At 43.3% G+C, this 25,329-nt stretch carries 17 protein-coding genes; 1 reads left to right on the top strand and 16 read right to left on the bottom strand.

The window, feature by feature from the left end; all coding sequences use genetic code 11:
• Positions 1-38: 38 nt before the first annotated feature.
• The 9 genes from PV403_RS11250 to PV403_RS11210 all read right to left on the bottom strand — a co-directional run bounded on the left by PV403_RS11250 (position 39) and on the right by PV403_RS11210 (position 14,710).
• Entirely contained in the window at positions 39-479 is a 441-nt protein-coding gene (locus tag PV403_RS11250) for a MarR family winged helix-turn-helix transcriptional regulator (RefSeq protein ID WP_249717657.1), read from the bottom strand.
• Between the two features lie 412 nt (positions 480-891).
• The gene (locus PV403_RS11245) at positions 892-1,098 is read right to left on the bottom strand and encodes an MbtH family protein (protein ID WP_332084633.1); all 207 of its coding nucleotides are present in this window, start codon (positions 1,096-1,098) and stop codon (positions 892-894) included.
• Positions 1,099-1,130: 32 nt separating this feature from the next.
• Complete coding sequence (locus PV403_RS11240) at positions 1,131-8,336, bottom strand: amino acid adenylation domain-containing protein (protein ID WP_332084632.1); 7,206 nt, start codon at positions 8,334-8,336, stop codon at positions 1,131-1,133.
• A 13-nt stretch (positions 8,337-8,349) separates the two neighbouring features.
• On the bottom strand, positions 8,350-9,330 hold the full coding sequence (locus tag PV403_RS11235) for an isochorismatase family protein (RefSeq protein WP_332084631.1): 981 nt from the start codon (positions 9,328-9,330) through the stop codon (positions 8,350-8,352).
• Between the two features lie 29 nt (positions 9,331-9,359).
• Entirely contained in the window at positions 9,360-11,003 is a 1,644-nt protein-coding gene (locus PV403_RS11230; protein ID WP_332084630.1) for a (2,3-dihydroxybenzoyl)adenylate synthase, read from the bottom strand.
• Positions 11,003-12,322 (bottom strand): isochorismate synthase DhbC, encoded by a 1,320-nt coding sequence (gene dhbC / locus PV403_RS11225; RefSeq protein ID WP_213535081.1) that lies wholly within the window; start codon positions 12,320-12,322, stop codon positions 11,003-11,005. Before dhbC ends, PV403_RS11230 begins: the two co-directional genes overlap by 1 nt.
• A 38-nt stretch (positions 12,323-12,360) precedes the next feature.
• Complete coding sequence (locus tag PV403_RS11220; RefSeq protein ID WP_213535083.1) at positions 12,361-13,146, bottom strand: 2,3-dihydro-2,3-dihydroxybenzoate dehydrogenase; 786 nt, start codon at positions 13,144-13,146, stop codon at positions 12,361-12,363.
• A 201-nt stretch (positions 13,147-13,347) separates the two neighbouring features.
• Positions 13,348-14,109: an AAA family ATPase gene (locus tag PV403_RS11215; protein ID WP_213535085.1), complete on the bottom strand. Its 762-nt coding sequence runs from the start codon at positions 14,107-14,109 to the stop codon at positions 13,348-13,350.
• Positions 14,110-14,266: 157 nt separating this feature from the next.
• Positions 14,267-14,710, bottom strand: coding sequence for an NUDIX hydrolase (locus tag PV403_RS11210; RefSeq protein WP_249717658.1), 444 nt, complete (start codon positions 14,708-14,710; stop codon positions 14,267-14,269).
• 197 nt (positions 14,711-14,907) lie between these two features.
• Between PV403_RS11210 and PV403_RS11205 the strand changes: the two genes are divergently transcribed.
• On the top strand, positions 14,908-15,900 hold the full coding sequence (locus tag PV403_RS11205) for an iron-hydroxamate ABC transporter substrate-binding protein (RefSeq protein WP_213535087.1): 993 nt from the start codon (positions 14,908-14,910) through the stop codon (positions 15,898-15,900).
• Between the two features lie 123 nt (positions 15,901-16,023).
• On the opposite strand, the gene PV403_RS11200 is transcribed toward PV403_RS11205, so the two are convergent.
• The 7 genes from PV403_RS11200 to PV403_RS11170 form a co-directional block, all read right to left on the bottom strand.
• The gene (locus tag PV403_RS11200) at positions 16,024-16,944 is read right to left on the bottom strand and encodes an EamA family transporter (protein ID WP_332084629.1); all 921 of its coding nucleotides are present in this window, start codon (positions 16,942-16,944) and stop codon (positions 16,024-16,026) included.
• Positions 16,945-17,203: 259 nt separating this feature from the next.
• Positions 17,204-18,562, bottom strand: a complete 1,359-nt coding sequence (locus PV403_RS11195) for an LLM class flavin-dependent oxidoreductase (RefSeq protein ID WP_332084628.1) — start codon at positions 18,560-18,562, stop codon at positions 17,204-17,206.
• 39 nt (positions 18,563-18,601) lie between these two features.
• Positions 18,602-19,447: an ABC transporter permease gene (locus PV403_RS11190; protein ID WP_442951755.1), complete on the bottom strand. Its 846-nt coding sequence runs from the start codon at positions 19,445-19,447 to the stop codon at positions 18,602-18,604.
• Entirely contained in the window at positions 19,414-20,268 is an 855-nt protein-coding gene (locus PV403_RS11185; RefSeq protein WP_332084627.1) for an ABC transporter permease, read from the bottom strand. The genes PV403_RS11190 and PV403_RS11185 overlap by 34 nt, the downstream gene beginning before the upstream one ends.
• 31 nt (positions 20,269-20,299) lie before the next feature.
• The gene (locus PV403_RS11180; RefSeq protein ID WP_332084626.1) at positions 20,300-21,301 is read right to left on the bottom strand and encodes an aliphatic sulfonate ABC transporter substrate-binding protein; all 1,002 of its coding nucleotides are present in this window, start codon (positions 21,299-21,301) and stop codon (positions 20,300-20,302) included.
• Positions 21,302-21,336: 35 nt separating this feature from the next.
• Positions 21,337-22,113 (bottom strand): ABC transporter ATP-binding protein, encoded by a 777-nt coding sequence (locus PV403_RS11175; protein WP_213535095.1) that lies wholly within the window; start codon positions 22,111-22,113, stop codon positions 21,337-21,339.
• Between the two features lie 305 nt (positions 22,114-22,418).
• Positions 22,419-25,235: a DUF5689 domain-containing protein gene (locus tag PV403_RS11170; protein WP_332084625.1), complete on the bottom strand. Its 2,817-nt coding sequence runs from the start codon at positions 25,233-25,235 to the stop codon at positions 22,419-22,421.
• Positions 25,236-25,329: the final 94 nt, after the last annotated feature.

Here is a 25,329-nt window from a genome sequence, read left to right as displayed (position 1 = left end):
ATGTTGTTATTATCTACTTCTTTTACTTCTTGTTTCTTTTACTTCTTGTTTCTTTTAATCACTTGATTGATTTCTTCCATCGTATTTGTCATATGAATTAAATCATCAATTTTAACCTTGGAGTAATACTTTTCAATCATTTGATCATCGATCTCTTCTAACGTATCCATAAATCTCTTACCTTGTTTACCTAACACAATAAATGACTCTCGTCTGTTGTCAGGATTCACAATCTTCGCAATCAAATCTTGCTGTTCTAACTTCGTAAGTACTTGGCTCACCGCGCTTTTCGTAATATCAAATTCTTGAGCAATCTGTGCTGCAGTCACCCGATCACGGCGAGATATATAAATCAGGACGACTTCTTGCTGTGAGGTGAGATGAAAATCATCTAATTCTTTAAACTCCTTGGTGATGAGTACATTAAATTCATCCAGTATAAGGTTCATACTCTTTATCACTTTACGATAATTCTCCAATCGCCTTCTCAACTCCCTTCGCCCATTAGTTTAGTTTACTTAACTAAACCATGATATATCGACATTATGTATGTTGTCAAACACTTTATTTCAGTGATATTTTCCCGACCTATTTTATGAATTCGAGTTGATTTTCGGTTGTTTTTCGATTGCTTTTCGATTGGTATTTCTGTATTTTTCTTTTGATACAAAACGTTTGGAATAGATTCAGTGAAAGTTAATTAGAAAGAGGTACGTAACATAGATACGGTAATTTGATTTTATTATTCTGAATTTTTCATATGTTGAAATAGTATAGTAATTATCATTTATCTTCTTAGCTTCTCTTTCGTTTTTAGGTAAAAAACAGGCTTGCCACTATGGCAAACCTGTTGAGTTTCTTCTTTTGTGAATTTTTCATCATATTAATGTATCATTTATTTTCTCGTAGACTTTTTGGACGTAAATCGGTCCAGTTTTCCTCGATATACTGCTGACATGAGCTTCGACTTTCCGTACCATATACAATCATCCATCCCCCGGGCACATCAATCTCTTCTGGCCACATCGAATACTGCTCCTCATCATTCATTAAGACAATAAAATTACCATCGGGATGATCAAGTAGATTTGCCATCATGTTCACTCCTCTTTCACTATGATTCATAAGATTCAGTACACTTTACTAGGCTCAAGATGAAAACGAAGTTTTTCGGCAACAATCGGTCCCATCTCCGACAAAGGAATGGGCTGACACATATCTTTATGCCGGCAATGAATATCGTGCTTATCCATATTTCCTTTGATGTAAGGCTTCCACGTATCCGGGGAAATAGGATCAAACCAATCTGGCGTAATTGTGGATCTGAAAAATAACACATCTCCCTGATATTTACCTGGCTTGTACTCCCCAAGAATTCGCACAGAATTCACATAAGTTTCTTTCAGGTTCAAGATCGTTTCTTCCGTAAGACTAGCTAGTGCACTGCCGTCTCTTTGAAGAATCTCCATTGCTCCGGCCATTGTCAGCTTCTCATCGATCATGTCAGGGTCGTACCCGCCCAGTGCCAAAAGGGCGATTAGCGCTTCCTCCTCATCCGGGCCTTTCCCTAAAGGCAGGAAATGTCCTGGATATGCATCAAACATACACAATAAGTCGACTTCTTCCCCTTGTTCTTCCAGTAAGACTGCCATAGCGTGAGCCACATTTCCTCCGAGTGACCAACCAAGCAGATGATAAGGCCCGTGCGGTCTAACCTCCCGAATAAGCTGGATATATCCCTCTGCCATTTCTTCTAGTGTTGAAGGAAGTTTTGTTTTCTCCCCTATCCCTTTAGCTTGAAGTCCATAAAGAGGAACTTCGGAAGGAAGTGATTTTATAAGCCCTGCGTAACACCAACTCAGCCCTCCTGCCGGATGAATGCAGAATAGTGGATTCCCTTCTCCTTTTTTTCGAAGCGGTAACAAGGAATTCAGTGCATTTTGCTCTCCCCCGTCTTCCAGCCGTTCACACAAAGCTGCAACCGTTGGTGCTTCAAATAAAATACCGATATTTAGCTCTACTCCAAGGGAATCCCGAATACGACTCATGAGCTGAGCTGCGAGCAGTGAATGTCCCCCAAGATCGAAGAATCCATCATGGATACCCACTTTCTCGGCAGAGAGAATTTCAGCAAACAGATCACACAATACTTCTTCCTGTGGGCTTCTCGGCCCTTGATAAAGATTCGATGTTCCATAGTCAGGTGCAGGAAGTTTGTTTCGATCCAGTTTGCCGTTATTGGTTAGTGGAAATTCGTTCATAACCACGCAGGCTGATGGAATCATATAGTCCGGAAGGGTGCACGCTGCGTGCCGTTTCAATTCAGCCAATTCAGGATAAGTACCGGCGCTTGGAACTAGATAAGCAACAAGTCTTTTATCACCCGGATTATCTTCGCGAGCGATCACGGCAGCTTGTTCTATAAAAGGATGATGGATGAGAACATTCTCAATCTCACCAAGTTCAATTCGGAACCCGCGTATTTTTACCTGCTGATCTGCACGTCCCATATAATGAAGTGTTCCATTATTGGCCCATCTGGCAAGATCCCCGGTGCGGTACATTCTGCCTTCAGCATACGGATTTGCGATAAATCGCTCAGCTGTAAGCACGGGTTTGCCCAAATACCCTCGTGCGAGTCCAGCACCGGCTACGTACATCTCTCCCGTAACTCCAATAGGTACTGGCTGTAAATAATCATCAAGAACGTATACCATGAGATCTCCAATTGCCTCACCAATGTTACTGGATACTTCTTTCTCTGTATCACTATGACGTAGTTCCTTATAAGTGACATGAACAGTTGTTTCCGTGATGCCATACATGTTAACGAGTGTTGGGGCATTGTCCGTATGCCTTTCATACCAAGTATCCAGTCTGGAAATTTCCAGTGCTTCTCCGCCAAAAATAACATATCGAAGCTGGAAATCAGCGGACAGCTCGGGCTTATCCTGATCTGCTTGCATCAATTGGTAAAAAGCAGAGGGTGTCTGATTGAGCACCGTCACTTTCTCACGAACGAGCAGTTCTAAGAAGGAGTCAGGCGAACGACGAACGAGATCTGGTACGATCACGAGTTTTCCACCATACAACAAAGCCCCCCATATTTCCCATACCGAAAAATCAAAAGCATAGGAGTGAAATAGTGTCCATACGTCCGTATCACGGAACTGATAGTCTTTTTCTGTTGTTCGAAGTAGCCTCACTGCATTCTGATGAGGAATAATGACCCCTTTCGGCTGACCTGTGGACCCAGAAGTATAAATAATGTAGGCACCATTCTGTGGTTGAAGCATGTCCTTGTCGGCCATTTCAGAAATCCTATCCACATTTAAGTTCGCCCTGGATTCATTGCATAACTCCTCGATCGTAGCCGGATCATCTAGTAGAAGAACCGATGTATCGCTGGCTACGTTCCTAAACTGTGACATATGCTCCTGCATTGTAACCAAGCATACGGGCTTCGCGTCTTGCATCATATAATCAATCCGCTCAGAAGGGTAGGCTGGATCAAGAGGAAGATAGACTCCGCCACACTTTAAGATCGCGAGAATAGAAACAATCATGTTAGTTGATCTGGATATTCCAAGCGCGACTACCTTTTCAGGACCTACACCAGCTCGATTCAGAAGACCTGCCAATTGATTAGCCTTTTCATTCAGTTCCTGATAAGTAACTTTATCTTCATCATATGATACTGCTATGTTTTGCGGTGTCTCACGCACCTGAGTTTCGAACCACCTAACAAGGGTTGACTCTTCCATATCCTCTTCAATTCTATCCCTTAGATGAAGCAGTGATTGTTTCTCCTCCTCATCCATAATAGGAAGATATTCAATGGACTGGTCAGGTTTTTCCGTTGCACGTTCTAGCAGAAAAAGGAATCGTTTCGCTATTATTTGAACGGTTTCCTCTTGATAGAGGTCTTTACTGTATTCCAGGAATCCGCGAATACCGTCTAGCGAACCAGAGTCCGTTCGATATTCTCTGAGTTCTAATGTCAGATCAAATTTTGCCGAATCCGTATGAGCAAGTTCAAGCTTTGTCTTAATACCCGATAACGATAGTCCTGGTTCCGGTGTATTTTGAAAAGCAAACATGATTTGAAACAAGGGATGTCTTGATTTTAATCGTGGTGGATTCAATTGTTGTGTGAGCCGCTCAAACGGAATATCCTGATACTTGTAAGCCGCAAGGTCTGTCTCCCGAACTCGCTCAATCAGTTCCCGAAATGTTGGATTTCCCGATGTATTGGTGCGGACAACAAGCGTATTCACAAATAAGCCTATCATATCGCTAAGCTGATCATCATTTCGTCCCGCAACCGGTGTCCCTAGCGGAATATCATGCCCCGCCCCTAACCGGCTTAACAAAGCTGTAAACCCAGCTTGCAAGACCATAAATAGGCTGCTTCTGCAATCCTGTGCCAGTCTTTGAAGTCGTTCATGCAACTCTCTGCTGAATTCTAGCTGTACGGTTCCCCCTTTAAAGCTTGGATTAGCTGGTCTTGGAAAGTCTTTCATCATTGGAAGTTCTTCGGGCAGCTCAGCTAGTTGATGAGTCCAGTATTGTAACTGCTCTTCTAAATAACCGTCAGCTTGTTCAGACAATGCAAGCCATCTTTCCTGCCATAATGCATAATCCGTATATTGAATGGGAAGAGGTTTGTATTCAGGAACTGCGTCTCTACATCGAGCTTCATAAGCGAGTGACAAATCTTGACTAAGCGGTGTTAATGACCATCCGTCTCCGGCAATATGATGCAGTAATAGGACGAGAACATATTCTTCTGGATGAATGACGAATAAATCAGCACGTATAGCAGGTTCCTTGGATAGAGAAAAAGGATAACGAATAGCTTCCTTCACCTTGTTGTCCAGCTCAATGCGTGAAATCTCTATCACGGTAAACGGAATTGAAACCTCGTTTGGACCAAGGATCAACTGCTCAGCTGTGCCACCGTTCTCAGGGTAAATTGTACGTAGTGACTCATGCCTAAGCGCCAAATCATTCAAGGCCATTTTCAGCGCATCTACCTGTAAAAGACCCTTCATTTCAATAACAAGGGGAATATTATAGGCACTGTTCGGTCCCTCCAAACGATCAAGAAACCATAGTCTTTTTTGTGCAAAAGATAACGGGATCTCACTTGGTCTTTCTTCTCGCTGTATAGCTGGGCGAGTATGCACAACATCATCTAATTTCTTAACGAGCTTGGCTACCGTTGGTGCCTCAAACAGATCTGCCAGTGACAAGTCCTTCGAAAAAATACCGCGTATGCGCATAGATAAACGTGCCGCGAGTAAGGAATGTCCACCTAGATCAAAGAAATTATCATCAATTCCTACTCTTGGCAGTTGCAAGATGTCGGCAAACAATTCACACAAAAGCTCTTCCTGCGGTGTCCGGGCTTGACGTAATGTTGTCAGAGAAGCGTAGTCTGGTTCAGGCAGCGCTTTACGATCCAGCTTCGCATTGGGTGTAAGCGGGAGTTCATCCATGAACATGATCGCTGCAGGAATCATATAGTCTGGCAGTCGTTCTCCAACATAACTGCGCAGCTCTGAGTTCGTTACTGAACGACATTCGCCTGGTTCTTGGTCCATGACAACATAAGCAACGAGCTTGCTCTCACCTGCTTCGTCTGTTTTTGATACAACAGCTGCCTGTACTAAAGATGGATGCTGCAAAAGAATGGACTCAATCTCCCCCAGCTCGATCCGGTATCCGCGAATTTTGACTTGGTGATCACTCCGTCCGACATATTGCAATGTTCCATCTGGAAGCCACCTTGCCAAATCTCCGGTATCATACATCCTCGATCCTTTTGTACAAAAGGGATTTGCTATAAACCGTTCTGCCGTAAGTGAATAACGGTTTAAATATCCTCTCGCAAGTCCTTTTCCAGCAATATATAGATTCCCAATCATGCCCACTGGGACCGGTTCGAACCGTTCATTTAATACATAAACTTCTGTGTTCCAGATCGGTCTGCCGATAACAGGTATCGCTTTTTGCGAGACGGTAAGTGGTATTGCAGTAGACCAAATGGTGGTTTCCGTAGGTCCATACAAATTCACAACTTCACAATCCAGCCTGTCTAACTCCTGAAGCAACTCCGTCGATAACGCTTCTCCTCCGGTTAGTACTTTCAGTCCTCGCACCGCCGCTGAATTAAAACGCACTAAAGATTGCCACAAAGTCGGCGTTGCCTGTATCGTTGTTATATTTGAATATGACATCAGTTCATCAAACAATTCAGGATCTTGAACCGTTCTTCGTGGTGCGATTACAATACTTGCACCTTGCAACAAAGGAAGATAAAGCTCTAATGCTGCGATGTCAAAAGAAATGGTCGTGACGGACAATAGCCGGTCGGTTTCCTTCATGGGCACAAGTTCCTGCATCGACATCAGAAAATTGGTGAGTGCTAGGTGATGAATCACCACTCCTTTGGGCTTTCCTGTAGAACCAGAAGTATAGATAACATAAGCGGGGTGAGACGTTGATATTGGCTCCGTTCTTTCTTGATCGGAGATGTCCCTGTCAGAATATTGTTTCAATGCTCTTCCGAGATCAGCTCCATTTATCGTCATTTTGACAATAGGATCAGGAATAAATGCTTGTTCTTTCATGCCCTCTTCGGTCAGAACGATAATAGGCTTTGCATCCTCAAACATATACGTAAGTCGTTCCTCAGGAAAATCAGGATCGAGCGGTAAATAGGCAGCTCCCGATTTCATGACTGCAAGCAAGGCAATTAGAAGTTCCTCTGACCTCCCCATCATAATGGCAACAATCCGCTCCGGTCCGGCGCCGTATTTCATCAAATGTCTGGCGAGTCGGTTTGCTTTCTGGTTTAGCTCCATATAGCTCATTTTCTTGTTGTTATAAGTAATCGCTGTTCGCTTATCACAGCGAACCACCTGTCTTTCCCACAAACTTGTTAGATGTATATCAGTCCCCTCTTTATATGTATCATTCCAAGAGGTTACTAGCTTTTCGCGCTCACCTGGAAGGAACAACGACACTTCTGAAATCAATTGCTCTGGTTCGATGGTCATTCGTCCAAGAAATGCAGCAAGTCTTTGTAAATGAATCTCTATTTCTTCTTCACTGTATAAATTAGGATTCGCATCTACATTCAGTGTAATATTTCTGCCATCTGCCGTTCCATAAATATGAAAAGAAAGATCTTCTGACGGGCCTGAGTTTATATTATGAATGGTGCCTGAGGCATCATTTCCCCAGGTTAGTACAGAAGAAAACGGCATAATATTAAGCAGCGGACCAAACAATTTTCTCTGATTAAATCCAAGACCGAGTTCTCTTCTTAGCTCTTCATGCCTGTAGGATTGATGTTTCTTGATTTCCTTCGTTTCTTCCGATACCTTTCGTACAATTTCACGCAAGCTTATTTTCGGGTGCAACCTTACTTGAAGAGGAATGATGTTCATCATCATTCCTGGATAATTGTACAGAGCTGAACCTGATCTATTCATTACTGGTAACCCAAAACTAACCTTTTCTATTCCCGTATAACGGTACATATACCCTGCTATTCCGGCGATGAGTACCTCAGCCCAGTTCGCCTTCATTTTCTTCGCACTAAGTATCAAATCATCACATAAAGATGCTTCGAAAGACAAGGATCTGCGGATCACGAAATTTGGCACACCTGAGGTACGATCAGCTAACGTAGGTATGTCCATGTCTTTCGTACAGCGATTCAGCCAAAAGGTACGATCTATCTCTTTACGTCCACTGCTTCGGTACAAATCTTCCGATAGAAGAACATCTTGGACGGAGCTGAATTTACAATTAGGAACTTGACCTCCCTGAGATAATGCCGTGTAAATCTCGGCAGCTCTTCTCATGAGAAGAGCAACACCATAACCATCTGTCACAATATGATGTATTCGCTGATACCAGTAATATCTGTCATGTCCCACTATGAATAAAGCTTCTTTATATAAGGGCCCCTCCTGAAGCTGAACGGGTGTACGGATGTCCATCTGCATCCAGTTTCGTGCAGATTCGTGCGGATCAGAAAGGCCTGATACATCGATAATTTCTATTTCCGAAAGCTGTGATATCTCATACTGGGTCTGGTATGGTCCTTCTTCTCTTTCTTCAAAGAGCAAATGGACCGTTTTTGCTTCTAACAGCATTTGATAAATTGCTATTTTGAATAGATCCAAATCCAAATTCCCTCGAATATCAACATACTCAGCGGTATTATATATTGGATTTTTAGGATCCAGCTGTTGGGCATACCATAAGCCTGACTGGGCTTCAGTCAGGGGATTGCTTGATAATGATGAAAGATTCGTCATATACGTTGCCTCCTTACTTCAGCAAATAATCCAGATTAGGTAGATTCACAGCAGTAGACTGTATCATCGCATCGGAGCCATGCTTATATAGGTTCTTACTTGCATTTAAGAGCTCAGACCAATCTAGCAAAGTGGGTTTCTCAAGCAAATCAATGAGCTCAATATCCATTCCTTGTCCACGCCATTTCTCTACTAAAGTCATGATTCTTATGGAATCAAGTCCTAACATAGTTACGTCTTCCTCTACCGATATCTCTACTTCCGGGATAAAAAGCAGGTTTGCTACAACAGTTCGAAGAGACTCTGGTGTCACGATTGGATCGAGATTTTTATCATCTATTTCCGTCGTCACGGTAGATGTGGAATTCAGTTGTGCTACAATTTCTTCCGTTGTTAACGTATAAGCACACCGCTCAGACGCATATTTTAATGCTTGTAAATGATGGTCTTTAGTGAAATCAGCCAATGCGTCTGCCACAAAAAAAGGCTGAATTTCCTGCATAAAAGCTTCGGCTGCCGTCAGCATACAACCAATATGAGCGTATACGCCGCATACCATCATTTGATCTCTGCCTGTACTCCGAATGATGGACAGTAAATCCGTTTTCTGAAAAGCACTGTATCTCCATTTGGTGAGTAAAAGGTCCTCTTCTGCTGGAGCAAGCGAAGGGATAATACGCTGTTTCTCCGGATCATGCCCAATGCCATCTCCCCAGAAATCAAGAAGCAATCCTCTTTCTTCTCGGGTCTGTCCGCCCGGCTGTGCCGTATAAATAACCGGAATGGAGTGCTTATGAGCAGCTTCTCGAAGCTTATCAATATGTTCTATTAACTCACTCACAGGGGAAAGTCCTTGATAGGCGTCAATGAAATATTGCTGCATATCATGAATTAGCAATACCATTCTGGATGGATCTGCTTGCCAGTTTACTTTATTATCAGGTAAATCTGCCTTTAAAGGCATAGAGTAGGAACCGATGGTTGGGATTGCCATTTTTAAAACATCCTTTCTGGGTAAATCATCTATTTGGTTTGCAACTTTTTTTCTAGATTGAGCTTGTCAGCAATTCGTGCACGAAGTCCCTTTTTACTTACCTTCCCAACAGCTGTCACTTCAAAAGAGGTTACATATTCGAATCGATCCGGGATCTTATAAGCCGCTAGCCCTCTCTCTTCTAAAAACCTGCGAAGTTCTCGTATACTTGGTCGCTCTTGCCGCTCTTCTCTTAGGATGATAAATGCACATACTCTCTCACCGAGGAATTCATCCGGCATGGATACCACCGCAACATCATAAAGATCTTCATGAGCAAGTAAGTGATTCTCGACTTCTTCTGCGGCTATCTTTTCTCCCCCGCGGTTAATCTGGTCTTTGGCTCGTCCCATAACGATCAAATTTCCGTCTGCTGTCATCCTAGCGAGGTCCCCCGTTCGATAAAATCCGTCAGGTGTAAACGACCTCCGATTATGTTCTTCGGCCTTGTAATATCCACGAATGGTATAAGGTCCCCTCGTCAGTAGATGTCCGGTCTCCCCCCTGTTTACAACTATATCTTCATCATCCACTATTTGAATTTCATCAGCAGGAGATATGGGCCTTCCTTGAGTACGAACAATAACCTCCTCAGGATCATCTAACCTTGTATAGTTCACTAGGCCTTCTGCCATGCCAAACACCTGCTGTAGAACACAATCAAAAGATTGGTTCAATTTGGATGCTGTTTCTTCCGAAAATGAGGCACCGCCTACCTGAAGCACCTGAAGAGATGATAGGTTCTCTTTGCGGGACTTTGCCGCTTCGATCCACACCATCGCCAGCGGCGGAACCAGTGCCGTAATGGTTACCTTTTCCTTCTCAATGAGAGCGAATGCCCTCTCCGGACTTCCTCCTTCAGCCATGACGACCGTTCCACCTGCATAAATCGTACCGAGCACCCCAGGCGAACTAAGCGGAAAATTATGAGCAGCAGGCAGAACAGCCATGTAGACACTCTTTTCACTTAAACCGCATATTTCAGCACTTCCATGCAGGCTATAGATGTAATCATCATGCGTTCTCGGGATCAGTTTCGGTAATCCTGTACTTCCTCCGCTGAGCTGGAGAAACGCAGCCTCTTCCGCCCGTGTTACCGGGAACGTAACCGAAGCGGGGTCGCTGTATAAACTCCGAAGAGATTGGAAATTCTCGTGATCGCCTACCACAAGAACATGCTGCACAGAAGAAACTGCATGCTGCAGTTCAGCAGCCATTTTACGATAGTCGTAACCTCCATATATGTCCTGAATGATGTAAGCTTTCGCTTCCGAGTACTCACTGATATAGAAGATCTCACTTTTCCGATGGGAAGGAAGCGCGAATACAGGCAAGGCACCTATGCGAAACAAGGCAAAGATAACAACCAACAACTCGCCAATGTTCGGGAGCTGCACCACAACCCGGTCTTCCTTGTGAATTCCTAGCTGAATCAGACCAGCCGCCAATTGATCTGCCTCTTGTTTAAGATCCTGATAGGTCCACCTTTTTTCACCGCTGATGATTGCTGTCTGTAACGGATGCACTTTTGTTCTCTCCGCAAGTAATTCACTAAAAGTCATACCCTGCCAGTAACCGAGATTTCGGTACCTTCTTGCTTCTTCCTCTGGCCACGGTGTGCAGCCTTCCATCATCATTGATCCCCCCTGCTCAAAGTCATCACTCTTTTATCTTCTTTTAATCCAATCGCTTGTAAAAATGTGGCCAGCTTCGCTGCTGTCTCCGCAAGTTCATCTTCCGGCTTGGAACCTGCCACTATACCCGCACCTGCATATAAACACAGTTCATTCTCTTCAATTTCTGCACAGCGGATCGTAACAACCCACTCTCCATCGCCTTCCTCATCACACCATCCAATCATTCCGGTATAGTAATCTCTATCAAACGCTTCTATACGATCAATAGTCTTTTTTGCCTCCTTTGTTGGCGTTCCACATACGGCAGGTGTCGGATGCATCGCCATAGCTAGTTCCAAAGATGTAGTAGATGAATCTTCCAACACCCCCGTCATTTCTGTAGATAAATGCCACATCGTTTCCGTAGCAATAAGCGAAGGTTTCTGCGGAACGTGCAGTTCTCTACATAATGGCCGAAGAGCCGTAGCAATTGCTTTAACTACCAACTCATGTTCATGAAGATCTTTAGATGAAATGAGGAGATTTTGCGCACGTTTCTGATCTTCTACCGGGTCTTCACTCCTCGGGATTGAGCCAGCAAGCGGATTGGCAGTAACTTCCATTCCCGTGCGCCGAATAAGCAGTTCAGGACTAGCTCCTAGTAGTGTTACAGTGGACTGTGTTTGTAAATCTATAGATGCAGACATGCTGTTATTGCCTGCTTTCTTCATCTTCGTAAGAGGAACACTGAACGTATATCCCTCTGGATTGAGACGGAGAAGGGCCGACAATATCGGTTCAGCTTGTACTGTTTTGCTCGATTTGATATGAAGTTTTCTAGCCAGCACTACCTTATCTAAATGGCCTCTATTAATGAGACGAACCGCCTCGCTTACATCCGCTTTGTATTGCTCTTCATTTGGTTCAGATCTCATTACAATTTCAGCTGGATCCAGTCCCCTGTTCGTCTCGTATGGAATCTCTTCCTTACGGAGAGAGGATGAAATATGAACATTTTCACATACATAGAGCTGAGTCTGAACATTCATATCAAAAGGAATCGCTCCAACAATTCGTCTCTTCCGATGATTTCTTTCTTCTGACGTACTCCCATAGTCACTCATCGGTTTCGCCCACTCCTTACGTATTAGAGAGAGAATCTCCTCTCTCTCAGTTACTCCCTCTAGGGTCTCTAGTCGAGTTAAGGGGCCTTGTGCAAGCATGGTATATTTTGGAGTTGCATAAAAGAAAGACGTAGACGGATGATATCTCTGCAGTAATTTCGCTGCTTGGTTTTGCAATTGGCGCACGTTTGTACTATCTATATCTATACTCATAATCTTCCTCCTTATCTCTTCTACGAACTGAACTTCGCTTATACACCGAGTGTTGCTCCGCCATCTACCCGCAGATCACACATTGTAATTTGTTTTGCCCGATCCGATACGAGGAACGAGACAGCTTCTGCCACGTCCTCTGCCTCACCAAGCCTGCCAAGAGGAATTCCAAGACGATAACTTTCTAGCGACCCGGATAGGATTGAATCTACCGTAAGGTCTTCTGTCCACATGTGGCGCTGCATCGCAGTATCCGTAGATCCTGGTGAAACCACATTACAACGAATGCCGTGCTGGGCAAGCTCTAGACCCAAACATTTAGTAAAATGGACTGCAGCTGCCTTGGATGCGGCATACGCGGACATATTCATCCGGGGCATCGCCGCTGCATTAGAACCGACAGTAATAATGACTCCTGCTTTACGGGGAATCATAATACGGGCTGCCGCCCTGCTCATATAAAAAACGCCATGTGTATTTACATCAAAAATGCGGTTCCAGTCTTCGTCGCTGAAAAAAGCAACCGGTCCGGTTTCAAGTACCCCTGCCACGTTCACCAAAATATCAGGATCTGATAGTTCCCCTTGGATCTGGCTAAGTACATGATCTACAGAACTACTTTTGCTTACATCTGCCGGAAATGCCGTAACGAGTAATCCTTCCTCTCGTAGTTCCTTCGTTACGGTGTACAGCAACCTTGCATTTTGATCAACCATAGCCACCTTTATTTGTTGTTTAGCGAGTTCTTTCGCCACTGCTTTCCCGATGCCTTGGGCAGCACCTGTAACAATTGCCACCCGTCCTCCCCAATCGGAAGTTTCCATATTTATTTCACCTCTAAATATTGATAATGATTATCATTTGATTGATAACGTTTCTCATTATAGAGAACGAAATACTCATTTACCATGGATGTTATCCGGTATTTACCAATAAAAAAAGACATCCCCCTTTGTAAATGAAAGGAATGTCTTGATTATTCTAAGCAGCAGAGTGATCCTTCTTGGATGTAAAGAAACTCTTCGTTACTCTTCGTCAAACAACTCACTCAGCATACTTTCTTTGTGATTCATAAACTGTTTCATCACGACATAATGATCTGTCTCTTCTAGCCTAACCTTGTAGGTACCCTGCTCGGTTAGTTGATAGATGATACTGTCTGGATAAGCCATTAGAATAGGAGAATGGGTGGAGATAATGAGCTGACTTCTGCTTTTTACAAGCTCATGAATACGGGCAAGCATGGACATTTGCCGGATTGGTGACAATGCTGCTTCTGGCTCGTCCAAAATATAAAGACCATGTCCACCAAATCGATTCAGAAAAGCAGAAAAAAACGATTCCCCATGCGACTGCTCATGTAATGATTTTCCGCCATACGAATTTTTGAGAGGAGGACCAAAGCTCCCCTCTTCGTCTAAAGTATCTATGTAAGAAGCCACATTATAGTAGCTTTCAGCTCGAAAGAAAAAACCATCTCTTGGTTTAGCCCCTCCTCTAATGAGTCTGATTCGTTCATGCAGATTAGAATGTGTTTCTCTTGTAGCAAACTGAAAATTACGGGTTCCGCCTTCGGGATTAAATCCAGATGCAATGGCGATGGCTTCAAGTAAAGTCGATTTTCCCATCCCATTTTCCCCTACGATATAAGTCACTTTAGGGTGGAATGTCAATGTTTTCAGGTTACGAATCGCTGCGATGTTAAACGGGTAAGTTAAACGATCGTGGTGACTTGCAGGCGATAGCTGGAGTTCTCTTAAAAAATATGTATTCAATAAATCATTCATATTCCTATTTATCCTCCTTTAGGGCAAGCAAGTAGTTTGGTTATCGCAAGTAGACGATGCTGTATGGAATAGATTCTATCGTTTAGATCCTTTCGTTTAGATCCTTTCGTTTAGATTCTATCACTCATTTCTCGAACATAGATCACCACTTATTTACTTATTCATGTACGATCGAAAGCGGATAAAAGTGCTCCTTGATTATATTTTGTGTAATTTGTTTCAAAATCTGCCCATTTCGTAACCGACTAAGATCCATCTCTAAAAGATGACTTGGTTCAATCCACTTATAATCTGTAATACACTCTTCTTCAAGTTTTAGCGAGCCACCAATGATCTCTCCCATAAAATGAAACACGATCACTTGGTCATTCGTTGGACTTATAAAGTTATAAACACCTGTTGTGGAAGTAAGTTTTACATCGATACCTGTTTCCTCTTTTACTTCACGCAGTGCAGCACCGAGTATAGATTCACCTTGTTCTGCTCTTCCCGATGGAAAGTTCCATTTTCCTACTTCACCTGGCTTTTTCTCTTCGATCATTAGCAATGAACCCTGACTTACAATCGACACACTTGCTACCAATACAAAATGAGGCATCATTCTTTTTCTTCCTTTCTATGTCTATCTCAAAATGGATCTGTATAATAAATGAGCGAACACGTAATCCTATAATTTATCACAGCTCTATTAATCGTCACCTTATATACAAAAATACTGCAAAAAAAGAATTGATTTTGATAATGAGAATTGTTATCATTCATATGTAAATAGATAGACAACTAGGGGGAACTACAATCATGAGAAAGAAAAAACTAATGACTTTACTGTCGAGCTTGCTCGTCGTATCCGCATTTTTATCAGCTTGCGGAACGAACGAAGATACTACTAATAATACTACATCGAATACGAATACAAATGCAGAAACTCCTGCAACCGATGCACAAAATACATCTCAAGAACGTACCGTAACGGATGGAGTGGGAAATGAAGTCGTTATTCCTGCTAACCCGCAGCGAATTATTGCTTCTTACCTTGAAGATCATCTCGTTGCGCTCGGTGTAAAACCAGTTGCACAATGGTCCGTTGCAAACGGAATCCAAGAATATCTCCAAACGGAACTTGAAGAGGTTCCAACCATCTCTTATGATCTGCCATTTGAAGAAGTGGCAAGCTTTGAACCAGACCTGATCATTATGGATTCTGCGGATCTGGCCGCTGGAGATAAATACGAACAGTACTCCAAGATTGCTCCCACTTATGTAATCGGTAGTGAAGAGAACAATGACTGGAGAGAAGAACTTCTGAAAATCGGAGAGGTTCTAGGTAAAGATAAAGAAGCACAGCAAGTACTCGATGATTATGATGCGAAAGCAGCTGAAGCTAAAGAGAAACTCGCAGAAGCTGTACCGGGTGAATCTGCTGCTGCAATCTGGCTTGTACAAAAACAGTTCTATATGGTTAGCCAAGATCTATCCAGCGGTACAGTAATGTATGATGACCTAGGACTTGCTGTTCCAGAAGTAGTAAAAGAGATTTCAACTACAGGTACAGGTAACTGGCTTCCGGTTTCCCTAGAGAAACTTGCAGAACTTGATGCTGACCACCTCTTCCTGATCAACAGTGACTCCGACACTGGTAGTGAGGCGCTAAAAGATGATCTATGGAAGAATATTCCGGCTGTGAAAAACGGAAATGTATATGAATTTGGTAGAGATACCAGCTGGCTGTACACAGGCGCTGTTGCAAACTCCCAAATGATTGATGATATACTTAACAGCCTTGTTAAGTAAGGTAGATCGATCTTTTAAATGGATTGTTTATATGAAAAGGACCCTCATCTACGAAGGGTCCTTTTTCATATGATGTATTTTCAGATCAATACCGCATTCAATCCACGTCGCTTCTCATCTTATCTATTGGACTGCCGTATGTTCTTTCTGATTCTGATTTTGATTCTGATTCTGATTTCTTCCGAAAATTTGAGGATAAATAATTCCAAATAATATAATGATAATTCCGATCCACTGAACAATGGATACATACTCCTGCAATACCCAGACGGAGGCAATAACAGCAACGGGCAATTCTCCTGCTCCTAGAATGGTGGCAAGCCCCGTACTAATTTTCGGTGCTCCAAGTGCAAACAGCAATACCGGTAACACCACCCCAAAGGTTCCCAATATAAGCCCAAATAACCAATACCCATCAGCTAACGACACTTCGAGTACTACTTTGGGTGTCAGAATCGTGAGAAGCAAAAGTAAGCTCCCAGTCGATGTGTAAAAACTTCTTGTGATCGGTGACATTTGAACCTCTATTCTACCGCTAAAGAAGACAAATAGTGCCATCATCACGGCAGCTGCTAAACCAAATAATGTACCCTTTAGATTTAACTCAAGTGATTCAACGCCAATGATTCCTCCTGCCAAGATAGTTCCAATAAGTAATAGAAACACAGACACCATGGTAGCCCTTGAAGGCCGTTTCCTAGTTACGATCGCCTCAATGAGGACACCAATCCATGTAAATTGAAATAGTAGTACGACCGCAATCGACGCGGGTATGCTTTGCAGTGACAAATAATAAGTGATCCCTGTCAGACAGGTGCAGGCACCAACCCCAGCTAGACGGATAAACTGCTTGAAACTCACTTTCTGCCTAGCAAATAAAAGCATCAGTATAAGCAGTAAAATCCATCCGGTCCCAAATTGTCCAAGTGTCAATTGTTGAAACGTGAATCCTTTCTCATATCCCAGTTTAATGACGGTGGACAAGATCCCAAATGAACACGCTCCTAAAAATACATACATTGAATTCTTCAATAACTGAAACAAACCTTTCCCCCCACGCAAAAACCCCACTTTTAATGTTTTAGGAACACGAAAACATTAAAAGTGGGGTCTTAAATTTAATATATAAAATTGATAAATCAATTTCATAACTCATTAAACGATAAATTTGTAACTATATATAGACAAACAGAACCATTTCGATCTATATATACTCCTAATTAAAGTAACTAAAGGTATTATGAAATTGATTTCATTTTAAGGGAAATTGCACAAAAAGTAAACTACGAATGAAGATCTTCTTTTAATTCACACCTGCACTCAGCTCTTGCTTTGGCTTAAAATGTCCAAGTTCAGGGCGTTCAAGACCAAGATGGTCTCTCAGCGTAGAACCTGTATATTCTTCTCTAAATAAACCTCGTTTTTGCAGAACCGGAATAGCCAGATTAACGAAATCTTCTAGATCTCCTGGAAGTACTGGCGGCATAATATTAAAGCCATCGCAAGCATAGGAATCAAACCATTCTTCCATCAGATCTGCCAGCTGCTCAGGTGTTCCTACAAATTGCATATGTCCGCGTGTACTCAGTATCTTTCTTCCCAAATCAAGGATAGATAAATTATCCTCATAAGCCATTTCCAAGAACAATTTCACTCGGCTCTTCATTCCATTTGAAGCAGCTACCGGATCAGGAATATCAGTGGGTAGTGGACCATCTGCTGGATAGCCGCTCAGATCATGTTGAAGGAAACCAGATAGCGCCATAATCGCTGTTTCTGCAGGGATCAGGTTTTGAAGTTCCTGATATTTTCTTTGAGCTTCTTCTTCTGTTGCTCCGAGAATAGGTGAAAGGCCCGGCATAATTTTCAGCGTACCTTTTTTACGTCCGCTCTGCACCAATTTCTCATTTAGTTGCTCATAGAAACGCCTTGCTGCCTTAATTGATTGCTGCGCTGTAAAGATCACTTCTCCATACTGAGCAGCAAATTCTTGTCCTGGTTCTGAAGAACCTGCCTGAATGAGTACTGGATAACCTTGCGGTGGACGAGGTACATTGAGCGGTCCTTTGGTCGAATAGAATTTCCCTTTAAAATCAGCTTCTTTCACTTTTGATCCATCGGCAAATTTTCCATTCTCACGGTCGAGCACAAGCGCTCCATCTTCCCATGTATCCCATAGAGAAGTAACCGCACCAGCAAACTCGCTTGCCATTTCGTAGCGTAATCCATGCTCCGGATGTTCGGGTTTGCCATAATTATGCGCTTCTATATCCAGCTGCGAGGTCACGATATTCCAGCCTGCTCGCCCTCCGCTGATATAATCAAGGGAAGCAAATTTACGTGCTACATTATAAGGTTCATTATAAGTCGTTGATACGGTTGCCGTGAGACCAATGCGTTCTGTAACCATGGATAACGCAGACAGTAAAGTAATCGGATCGAGCATACCTGAAGCGGCATACTCCACTTCACGTACGTAGAGTAAATCAGCAAAAAACATCATATCAAACTTTCCTCTTTCGGCTGTCTGTGCTATTCTTTTGTACATTTCAATATCAAACAGTTGTTCCACACCAGAATCTGGATGTCTCCAGCCTGCATGATGATGTCCTGTATAATAAATAAAAGCGCCTAGATGCATCTGTTCATTTCTTTGTCCCATGTGTTAAACAACCCTTCTGCTATTTATTTGGAATGTTACTTAGCCTTTATAAGTCTCTCTCCAGCGAAGAAGTCTTGACTCCAGCATACGGACGATGGAATCAGAGAGTTTTCCGATAATGGCGAAAATGATAATGCCTACAAAAACGATATCTGTTTGCGAGTACGCTCTAGCATCCTGAATCATATATCCGATCCCGCTGCTCGTTCCCATCATCTCTGCAACCACCAGCACCAGCCACGCTACGCCAAGTGCCAATCGTACACCTAACAGAATGTTAGGAAGTGCTGCCGGCAGGATTAATCTAGTCAGCAACTGAATTTTAGAGTACTGAAAAATTCGGGATACATCATACAGCTTTACATCAACACTTCGAATCCCAAGAAACGTATTCACATACACCGGGAAAAAAGCGCCCAAAGAAATCATTAATATTTTTGAAAACTCCCCAATCCCAAACCACAGGATGAATAGCGGAATGAGTGATAACAGCGGGATGGTCCGCAGCATCTGAACGGTAGGGTCTAGTGTTCGTTCTGCCATTTTTCCGAGTCCCGTAAATAGTCCAAGAAATAACCCCGTAAGTCCTCCTAATAAGAAGCCTGACAACGCTCGAAATGTACTGATTGCAAAATGTTCCCACAGCGTGCCGCTTTGTACCAGACTTAAAAACTGCTTACTTATCGCAACCGGAGTTGGAAGCAGATTGGGAGCAATGAGTTGGAGACTGCCCGCAGTCTGCCATACCGCTACAAGCAGGATGGGAAGCACCCATGCATGAAGAGGAGCGGGAATGTACTCGAGCCAGTCCTTAGAGCGGATCTGTTTACTCGGAGTGGAATCAGCTTTCACTAGCGCCCACCTCCCTTGTAACTGTCTTGCCATGAAAGCATGCGATGTTCCAGCCATCTGATTAAGGAATCAGACAATTTTCCAACGACTGCAAATACGATAATACCGACGAACACAACCGATGTTAAAGAAAATGACCGAGCATCATTGATGATGTATCCAATACCGGAACTTGAACCCATGAGTTCGGCCACAACGAGTCCAAGCCATGCAACACCTATGGATAAACGGATACCGAGAAAAATATTAGGCAGTGCCGCCGGCACAATTAACTTCCAAATCAGCTCCCATCTGCTGAACTCCAGGACTCGGGCAACATCAAATAGTTTATTGTCTACGGAACGGATTCCAAGAAACGTATTAACGTAAAGCGGGAAAAACGCTCCCTTTGCGATCAATAAAATTTTGGAAGTTTCCCCAAAACCAAACCATAAAATAAACAGAGGGGCGATCGCTAAATGTGGCAACGTCCGCAACATCTGCAGAGAAGGATCAACAAGCCGCTCTGCCCGGTAGGAAAAGCCGACCCATACTCCTGCTGCAAGTCCTAGCCCTCCTCCAAGAATAAATCCAAGAAAGGCTCTCCCTGCTGAAATGCCGAGGTTTGAAGCTAATTCACCGGAAAGAGTCATAGCAACCAGTTCATTCCAGATGACACTTGGTGTAGGGAGAAGCACGGGATTAAGTAAGCCTAGTGAACCTGCAATCTGCCATATTGCAATCAGAAGTAAGGGTACAGACCAACCCAAAGCGATGTTTATCCACCTTATTTTCCACCTTTGGTCTTTCTTCTGAAGCCACTCGCGGGGGCCCTCCCGCTTCTTCGCTACTTTACTAACACTGTTTTGAAGCATGAAAAACGCCCCATTTCTTCACATCTGCCTTTTATGGCTGAAGTGCTTTTTCGATATACTGATTATCAAATACGCTTTTTACCTCAATTTTTTTACGAATCGTTTTTAGCTCATATTGGAAGTCCGCTGTTTTCTGCTGTTCTTCTATAATCGCATCACTGACCGGAATATTAATTTGTCTAGCTCGATCAAAAGTACCTTTGATCACATCCACAGGAATGCCCCGCTCATCCGCATATCTTTGAATCGCCTCGTCTTCATGTTCGTTCTCCCAAGCGAGTGCATCATTCAGTACTTTTAAGTAAAGGGTGACGAGGTCTGGATTTTTGTCAGCAAATTCTTTGCGTACGATATTAAAAGAAGGAGATAAAATCCCAAGCTTTTCACCATCGGTTAGAATTTTCGCTTTGCCCGTCAGTGTGTTCAGCGTGATATAAGGATCCCAAGTTGCCCAAGCGTCAACGCTTCCCGATTCAAAAGCGGGCTGAGTCTCATCTGGCTGAAGCTGAATGACCTCCACATCAGAGGCGCCGATGCCTTCTGCATTCAGTCCTCTATATAAAAAGTTAAATGCATTGCTTCCTTTGGTAACTGCCACTTTCTTACCTTTGAGGTCACTGATCGACTGCGCCGGACTATCTGCTGGTACAATAATAGCCACGTTGTTTTTTCCTTCCAGGCTTTGAGAGATTACTTTAAAAGAAATATCGGCTGCTTGTGCTGCAATAATCGGCATATTCCCAAGTCCCGCAAAATCAAGTCGATTCGAGGCCATTGCCTCTGTCATCGGGGGACCGCTTTGAAATTCAGCCCATTCTACGGTAACTCCATGCTTAGCAAATTCTTTCTCAAACCACTGTTCTTCGCGTGCCTTTCCAAATAAACCTCCGCTGCCTTGAACTCCGATCCGAACGACCGAATCTTGTGTTCCTCCTGCTCCGCTGCTCTGTTTTGTATCTTTTGCACAGCCCGCAATCACGAGTAAAGCCACCAATAATAATGTAAAAGTCCAGACTCTCTTTTTCATGTTCATTCCTCTCCCCTAGGTTCAATAGTGACTTTACCGGGTTATATCCCTGCTCCCGCATCGAGTTCAGGTTCTTCCCCTTTTTCAAATTCTCGCAGCACTTTTGCTCTAAGCTCTTGAAATGAAGACCCGGTTCTTTTCCGAGGGAAAGGTAAATCAATCGGCTGAATGGACCGAATCTGGCCCGGTCTCGGATTCATAATGACAACTCTTTCTCCCAGGAAAACAGCTTCATCGAGATCATGAGTAACGAATATCATGGTTGTGCGATTTCTCTGCCAGATATCTAAAAGTACTTCCTGCATATGAGATCTTGTAAATGCATCCAGTGCTCCAAAAGGTTCATCAAGCAAAAGCACGTCTGGCTCACGAAGCAGTGCTCTTGCAATCGCCACACGCTGCGCCATGCCTCCGGATAGCTCCCTAGGGTAAGATTGTTCAAAACCTTCCAAACGAACCAGTTCAATTAGTTCAGATACCTTCTTGCGAACATCCGGTTTTTTCAGTGATAAATTTCCGGCAATGTTCTTCTCTACATTCAGCCACGGAAATAAGCGCGGCTCCTGAAAAATAAATCCTTTTTGAATACTTGGTCCCTTAATGGGCTCTTCATTGAGCAAGACTTTTCCTTCATATGAAGTGTCGAGTCCTGCAATGATTTTGAGCAGTGTACTTTTACCGCATCCGCTTGGGCCGATCATGGTTAGGAATTCTCCTTTGCGGACTTGTAGATCAATCTGATGGAGCGCTACTACATCTCCTGCTGGTGCACGAAAGACCTTATTCAGCTGCTCGATCCGCAGTGTACTGGTTGTCATCGAAGAACCCCCTAACTCGAGTATATAAATTAATCTTACCTGTTTAGTAGGATAAAAGGGTAAAAAAAAGAGAGACACATCGCATTATAGGTGCATGACGAAAAAAGCACCTCAAAAAAATAAAAAAAGCGTGATATCTCCAGTTGTCTGGTCGATTCGCTATTCTATTGTCATTTCACAAAATGAAACATCCTTCATTCTGTCTGATCTGTCGTTTATTTTATCAACAGTAAAAATGGTTGTCAATCCTTTTTTTTACATATAAAAAGTGCTGATACCTCGATCAGGGCATCAGCACCTTTATTTTATTTTACAACAACAATCACTTTATCCGTTACCGTATTTCCGGACTCGTTACTAAGCTCTGCATAATACTCATATGTTCCTTCCGGACGATTCGTAATAGCAGACACTGCACGCTGGGCATTCGGCGTCTGCACGCTTAATGATTGGGTATCGATAAGCTCGCCATTCTCATATAAACGGTAAGAAGTTGCATTTGTGCCCCACCATAGATTCATCTCTACCTTATAGTTACCGTCATGATCCCAGTTATCATGAGAAAGTACGGCCTTTCCTGGATTTGCATCGGTAACTATAACGACAATGGAAGTGGATGCCCTAGTACCGTAGCTGTTCGTCAGTTCGCTCGTATAGGTATAAGTTCCGTTTGATTTTCCAGTAATCGATGTTACAGCAGACTGTCTTTCTGGCGTACGATCACTGATTTTCTGTGTATCAATAAGAATGCCATTCTCGTATAATTTGTATTCTGTCCCGTTGTTTCCCCACCACAAATTCATCGTAATCTCATAACTTCCATCATTTAGTCCATTGTCATGTCCGTTATTGCTCGAAAGTATAGCTTGTCCTGGTACTCCTTCAGCGAGAACAGGTTCTTCCGGTTCTTCTGGTACTTCAGGTGTTTCAGGTTCCGTACTTTCCGCAAGTGTAATATCGCTGAGTCCTCTAGGTTTTAACTGATATACTCCGCGAAAAATAGCTGATACCCCCGTCAAGTTCACTTTATCTCCCGCTTGATACGGAAATTTGTCCATCGTGATCCCCGTACGAGCGTCAATTCTCACATGATTCGTTTGCTCCCCTACCGCATCAAATTCAAATGATCCTGCAGGAGATGCACTAACCATGTTTTCAATCGTAACTCCATTCAGTTGTACTAACTGACCTTGTGTGTCTTCCCCTAAAGTAACCACCGGTTTCGCACTAGGAACATTACCGTCACCTATTTTTTCAATGGATTCAATTTCATCTAGTTCTAGCTCTGTATTATATAAGGTTAATTTCGCCTTTATCTTCACCTTATCCCCAATATTAAATCCGCTTTGCGTTTGATACACATATATACCAGCGGTATCATCCTGTAAATAAAAGGCTTGTCCTCCAAAGGTACCCGGCTGCGTCGTCACTACCCCTTCGACCATGACCTGAGTTCCCTCGCTTTTCGTTCTTGCTTCACTAATCGTTGACAGTGTAATCTCAGGAGCCTGACCCCCGCCATCAGGAAGCGCCTCTGCAGGAACATTCGCAATCGTAACCGGCGTTGTCACCAGATTGGAACCGTTCAATCTGAGCCTCAAATTCGCTGCTCCGGTTGTACCTGGTTTGATCTGTACAGTAATGTCCTTTGTCGCTATGCCTTTACTATTCGCCGTCAAGCTGAATGTCTGACTATAACCATAAGCACTTGGCCAGGACAGGTCTGCATTTTGAACTTTCGCAACTTGTGTTCCGCCTGTCGTATAGATACCTGCACTATACCCAGATACCGTGCTGTTTGGCGCAAGATTATTCACCACTACACGGATTTGGAAAACTTCGCTGTTAGGAAGCTGACTTTGATGCACAAAACTATATAACGGGTTGGAAGGAGCTGCTACGTTACTTCCGTAAGACCCCGCTTTAAAAGTAGATGGATCCCACCATTTATATCCGGCAGCAGGCTGAGACCACGGTTCTGATTGTGGTTCTGTAGAAGCAGCGGGAACCTCAAACGGCAACACGGCTGTTGGCTGATCGAGTGCAAGACCGTCTACTTCCGTAAAATCAGAATAAGCCTCATCTTCGGAAAGCCAGTTTACTAGATTAACTAAGAGAGTCGCATCATCTTGCTCTTTAAAACCATCATATGTCGTTTTTTTACTCCCATTTTCCTCACGAACGTATTTAGGAGTGGCATCCTCGACTGGCGAAGAATCTCCAATGAAGGCTGCTTTACCAAGCCCTGCTTTAGATACAGCCACATAAGGTCCTTCTTCTATTCCGCCACCGTTATATACACCTTGGTCAACGGCATTGCCCCAAGCCGCATTTGTCTTCGGTAAATATACAATTCCTTTGGCTTTTGTTGGATCTATAATGGCTAGTGTCGAGCCTGCATGCATGGCTACTGTCGATACCCCTTCGGTTATCCCAAATGATTGACTTGGAGCAACGATATTGTTCGCCGTGACATCACCTAGCGCATTGTAACGGAATCTTACACCAAAGTTCTCAGCAAGCCAGTCCGAACTGACTACGCCCTGCATCGCTGCTGAATTTTTCTCCTCTATACTCATTCCTTTTGTTGGGTCTGTAAAGGCCCCCCTGCGGTATCCATTAATGGACTCAGAACCGTCCCAGCGGTTTTTGTTCCGATCCGCATTATAGTGATCACCAATGAAAAAGATACTTCCACCTTGATCCACATATTGTTCCATTGCAATTTGTTCGCTTTGTTTAAAGGGTATATTCGGCTCTGCAACGACAAAAACATCATAATCGGAGAGATCTGCCAGGGTGAGTGGTGTAGACTTACGGAGCTCTTTTACATAATAACCATCCGAAGCAAGCGCATTGCCGAAATCGGAGAATCCTCCATCAATGACCCAATCCGCCGCTCCTGCCGTCTGTGCATGGGTATTGTCGAACAATACCTTCTTACCCGCATTTTCATTAACTACTTTTGCATGAATATAAGGTGCGGGATCTTGTGCGCTCTCTGCTTGAACAATAGGCGTAATGTCAGCTGACCATCCTGTCTGAACAGATAGCGCTAATGCGGCTGTCACCACATATTTAAACAAACGATTGCCTCGAATCTTCTTCCGTATTGTCCCCATCTTTTCCCTCCTATAATGTTAATATTTGTATATACCCTATTATTCTAGCAACTATACATTAAAAATATTGCTACTTTATGTAAAATAAAAAAAA

Source organism: Paenibacillus sp. GYB006 (assembly GCF_036577645.1).
Classification (GTDB): Bacteria; Bacillota; Bacilli; order Paenibacillales; family Paenibacillaceae; genus Paenibacillus.
This window is presented reverse-complemented; position numbering and strand designations above follow the sequence as displayed.

Excerpts from the sequence above, each read along its gene's own strand:
- PV403_RS11230 (WP_332084630.1), bottom strand. The coding sequence starts at position 11,003 with ATGATGGAAGGCTGCACACCGTGGCCAGAGGAAGAAGCAAGAAGGTAC.
- PV403_RS11190 (WP_442951755.1), bottom strand. The coding sequence starts at position 19,447 with ATGGCAAGACAGTTACAAGGGAGGTGGGCGCTAGTGAAAGCTGATTCC.
- PV403_RS11215 (WP_213535085.1), bottom strand. The coding sequence starts at position 14,109 with ATGAATGATTTATTGAATACATATTTTTTAAGAGAACTCCAGCTATCG.
- PV403_RS11195 (WP_332084628.1), bottom strand. The coding sequence starts at position 18,562 with ATGGGACAAAGAAATGAACAGATGCATCTAGGCGCTTTTATTTATTAT.
- dhbC (WP_213535081.1), bottom strand. The coding sequence starts at position 12,322 with ATGAGTATAGATATAGATAGTACAAACGTGCGCCAATTGCAAAACCAA.
- PV403_RS11240 (WP_332084632.1), bottom strand. The coding sequence starts at position 8,336 with ATGACGAATCTTTCATCATTATCAAGCAATCCCCTGACTGAAGCCCAG.
- PV403_RS11210 (WP_249717658.1), bottom strand. The coding sequence starts at position 14,710 with ATGATGCCTCATTTTGTATTGGTAGCAAGTGTGTCGATTGTAAGTCAG.
- PV403_RS11180 (WP_332084626.1), bottom strand. The coding sequence starts at position 21,301 with ATGAACATGAAAAAGAGAGTCTGGACTTTTACATTATTATTGGTGGCT.
- PV403_RS11245 (WP_332084633.1), bottom strand. The coding sequence starts at position 1,098 with ATGATGGCAAATCTACTTGATCATCCCGATGGTAATTTTATTGTCTTA.
- PV403_RS11205 (WP_213535087.1), top strand. The coding sequence starts at position 14,908 with ATGAGAAAGAAAAAACTAATGACTTTACTGTCGAGCTTGCTCGTCGTA.
- PV403_RS11175 (WP_213535095.1), bottom strand. The coding sequence starts at position 22,113 with ATGACAACCAGTACACTGCGGATCGAGCAGCTGAATAAGGTCTTTCGT.
- PV403_RS11220 (WP_213535083.1), bottom strand. The coding sequence starts at position 13,146 with ATGGAAACTTCCGATTGGGGAGGACGGGTGGCAATTGTTACAGGTGCT.
- PV403_RS11185 (WP_332084627.1), bottom strand. The coding sequence starts at position 20,268 with ATGCTTCAAAACAGTGTTAGTAAAGTAGCGAAGAAGCGGGAGGGCCCC.
- PV403_RS11235 (WP_332084631.1), bottom strand. The coding sequence starts at position 9,330 with ATGGCAATCCCAACCATCGGTTCCTACTCTATGCCTTTAAAGGCAGAT.
- PV403_RS11170 (WP_332084625.1), bottom strand. The coding sequence starts at position 25,235 with ATGGGGACAATACGGAAGAAGATTCGAGGCAATCGTTTGTTTAAATAT.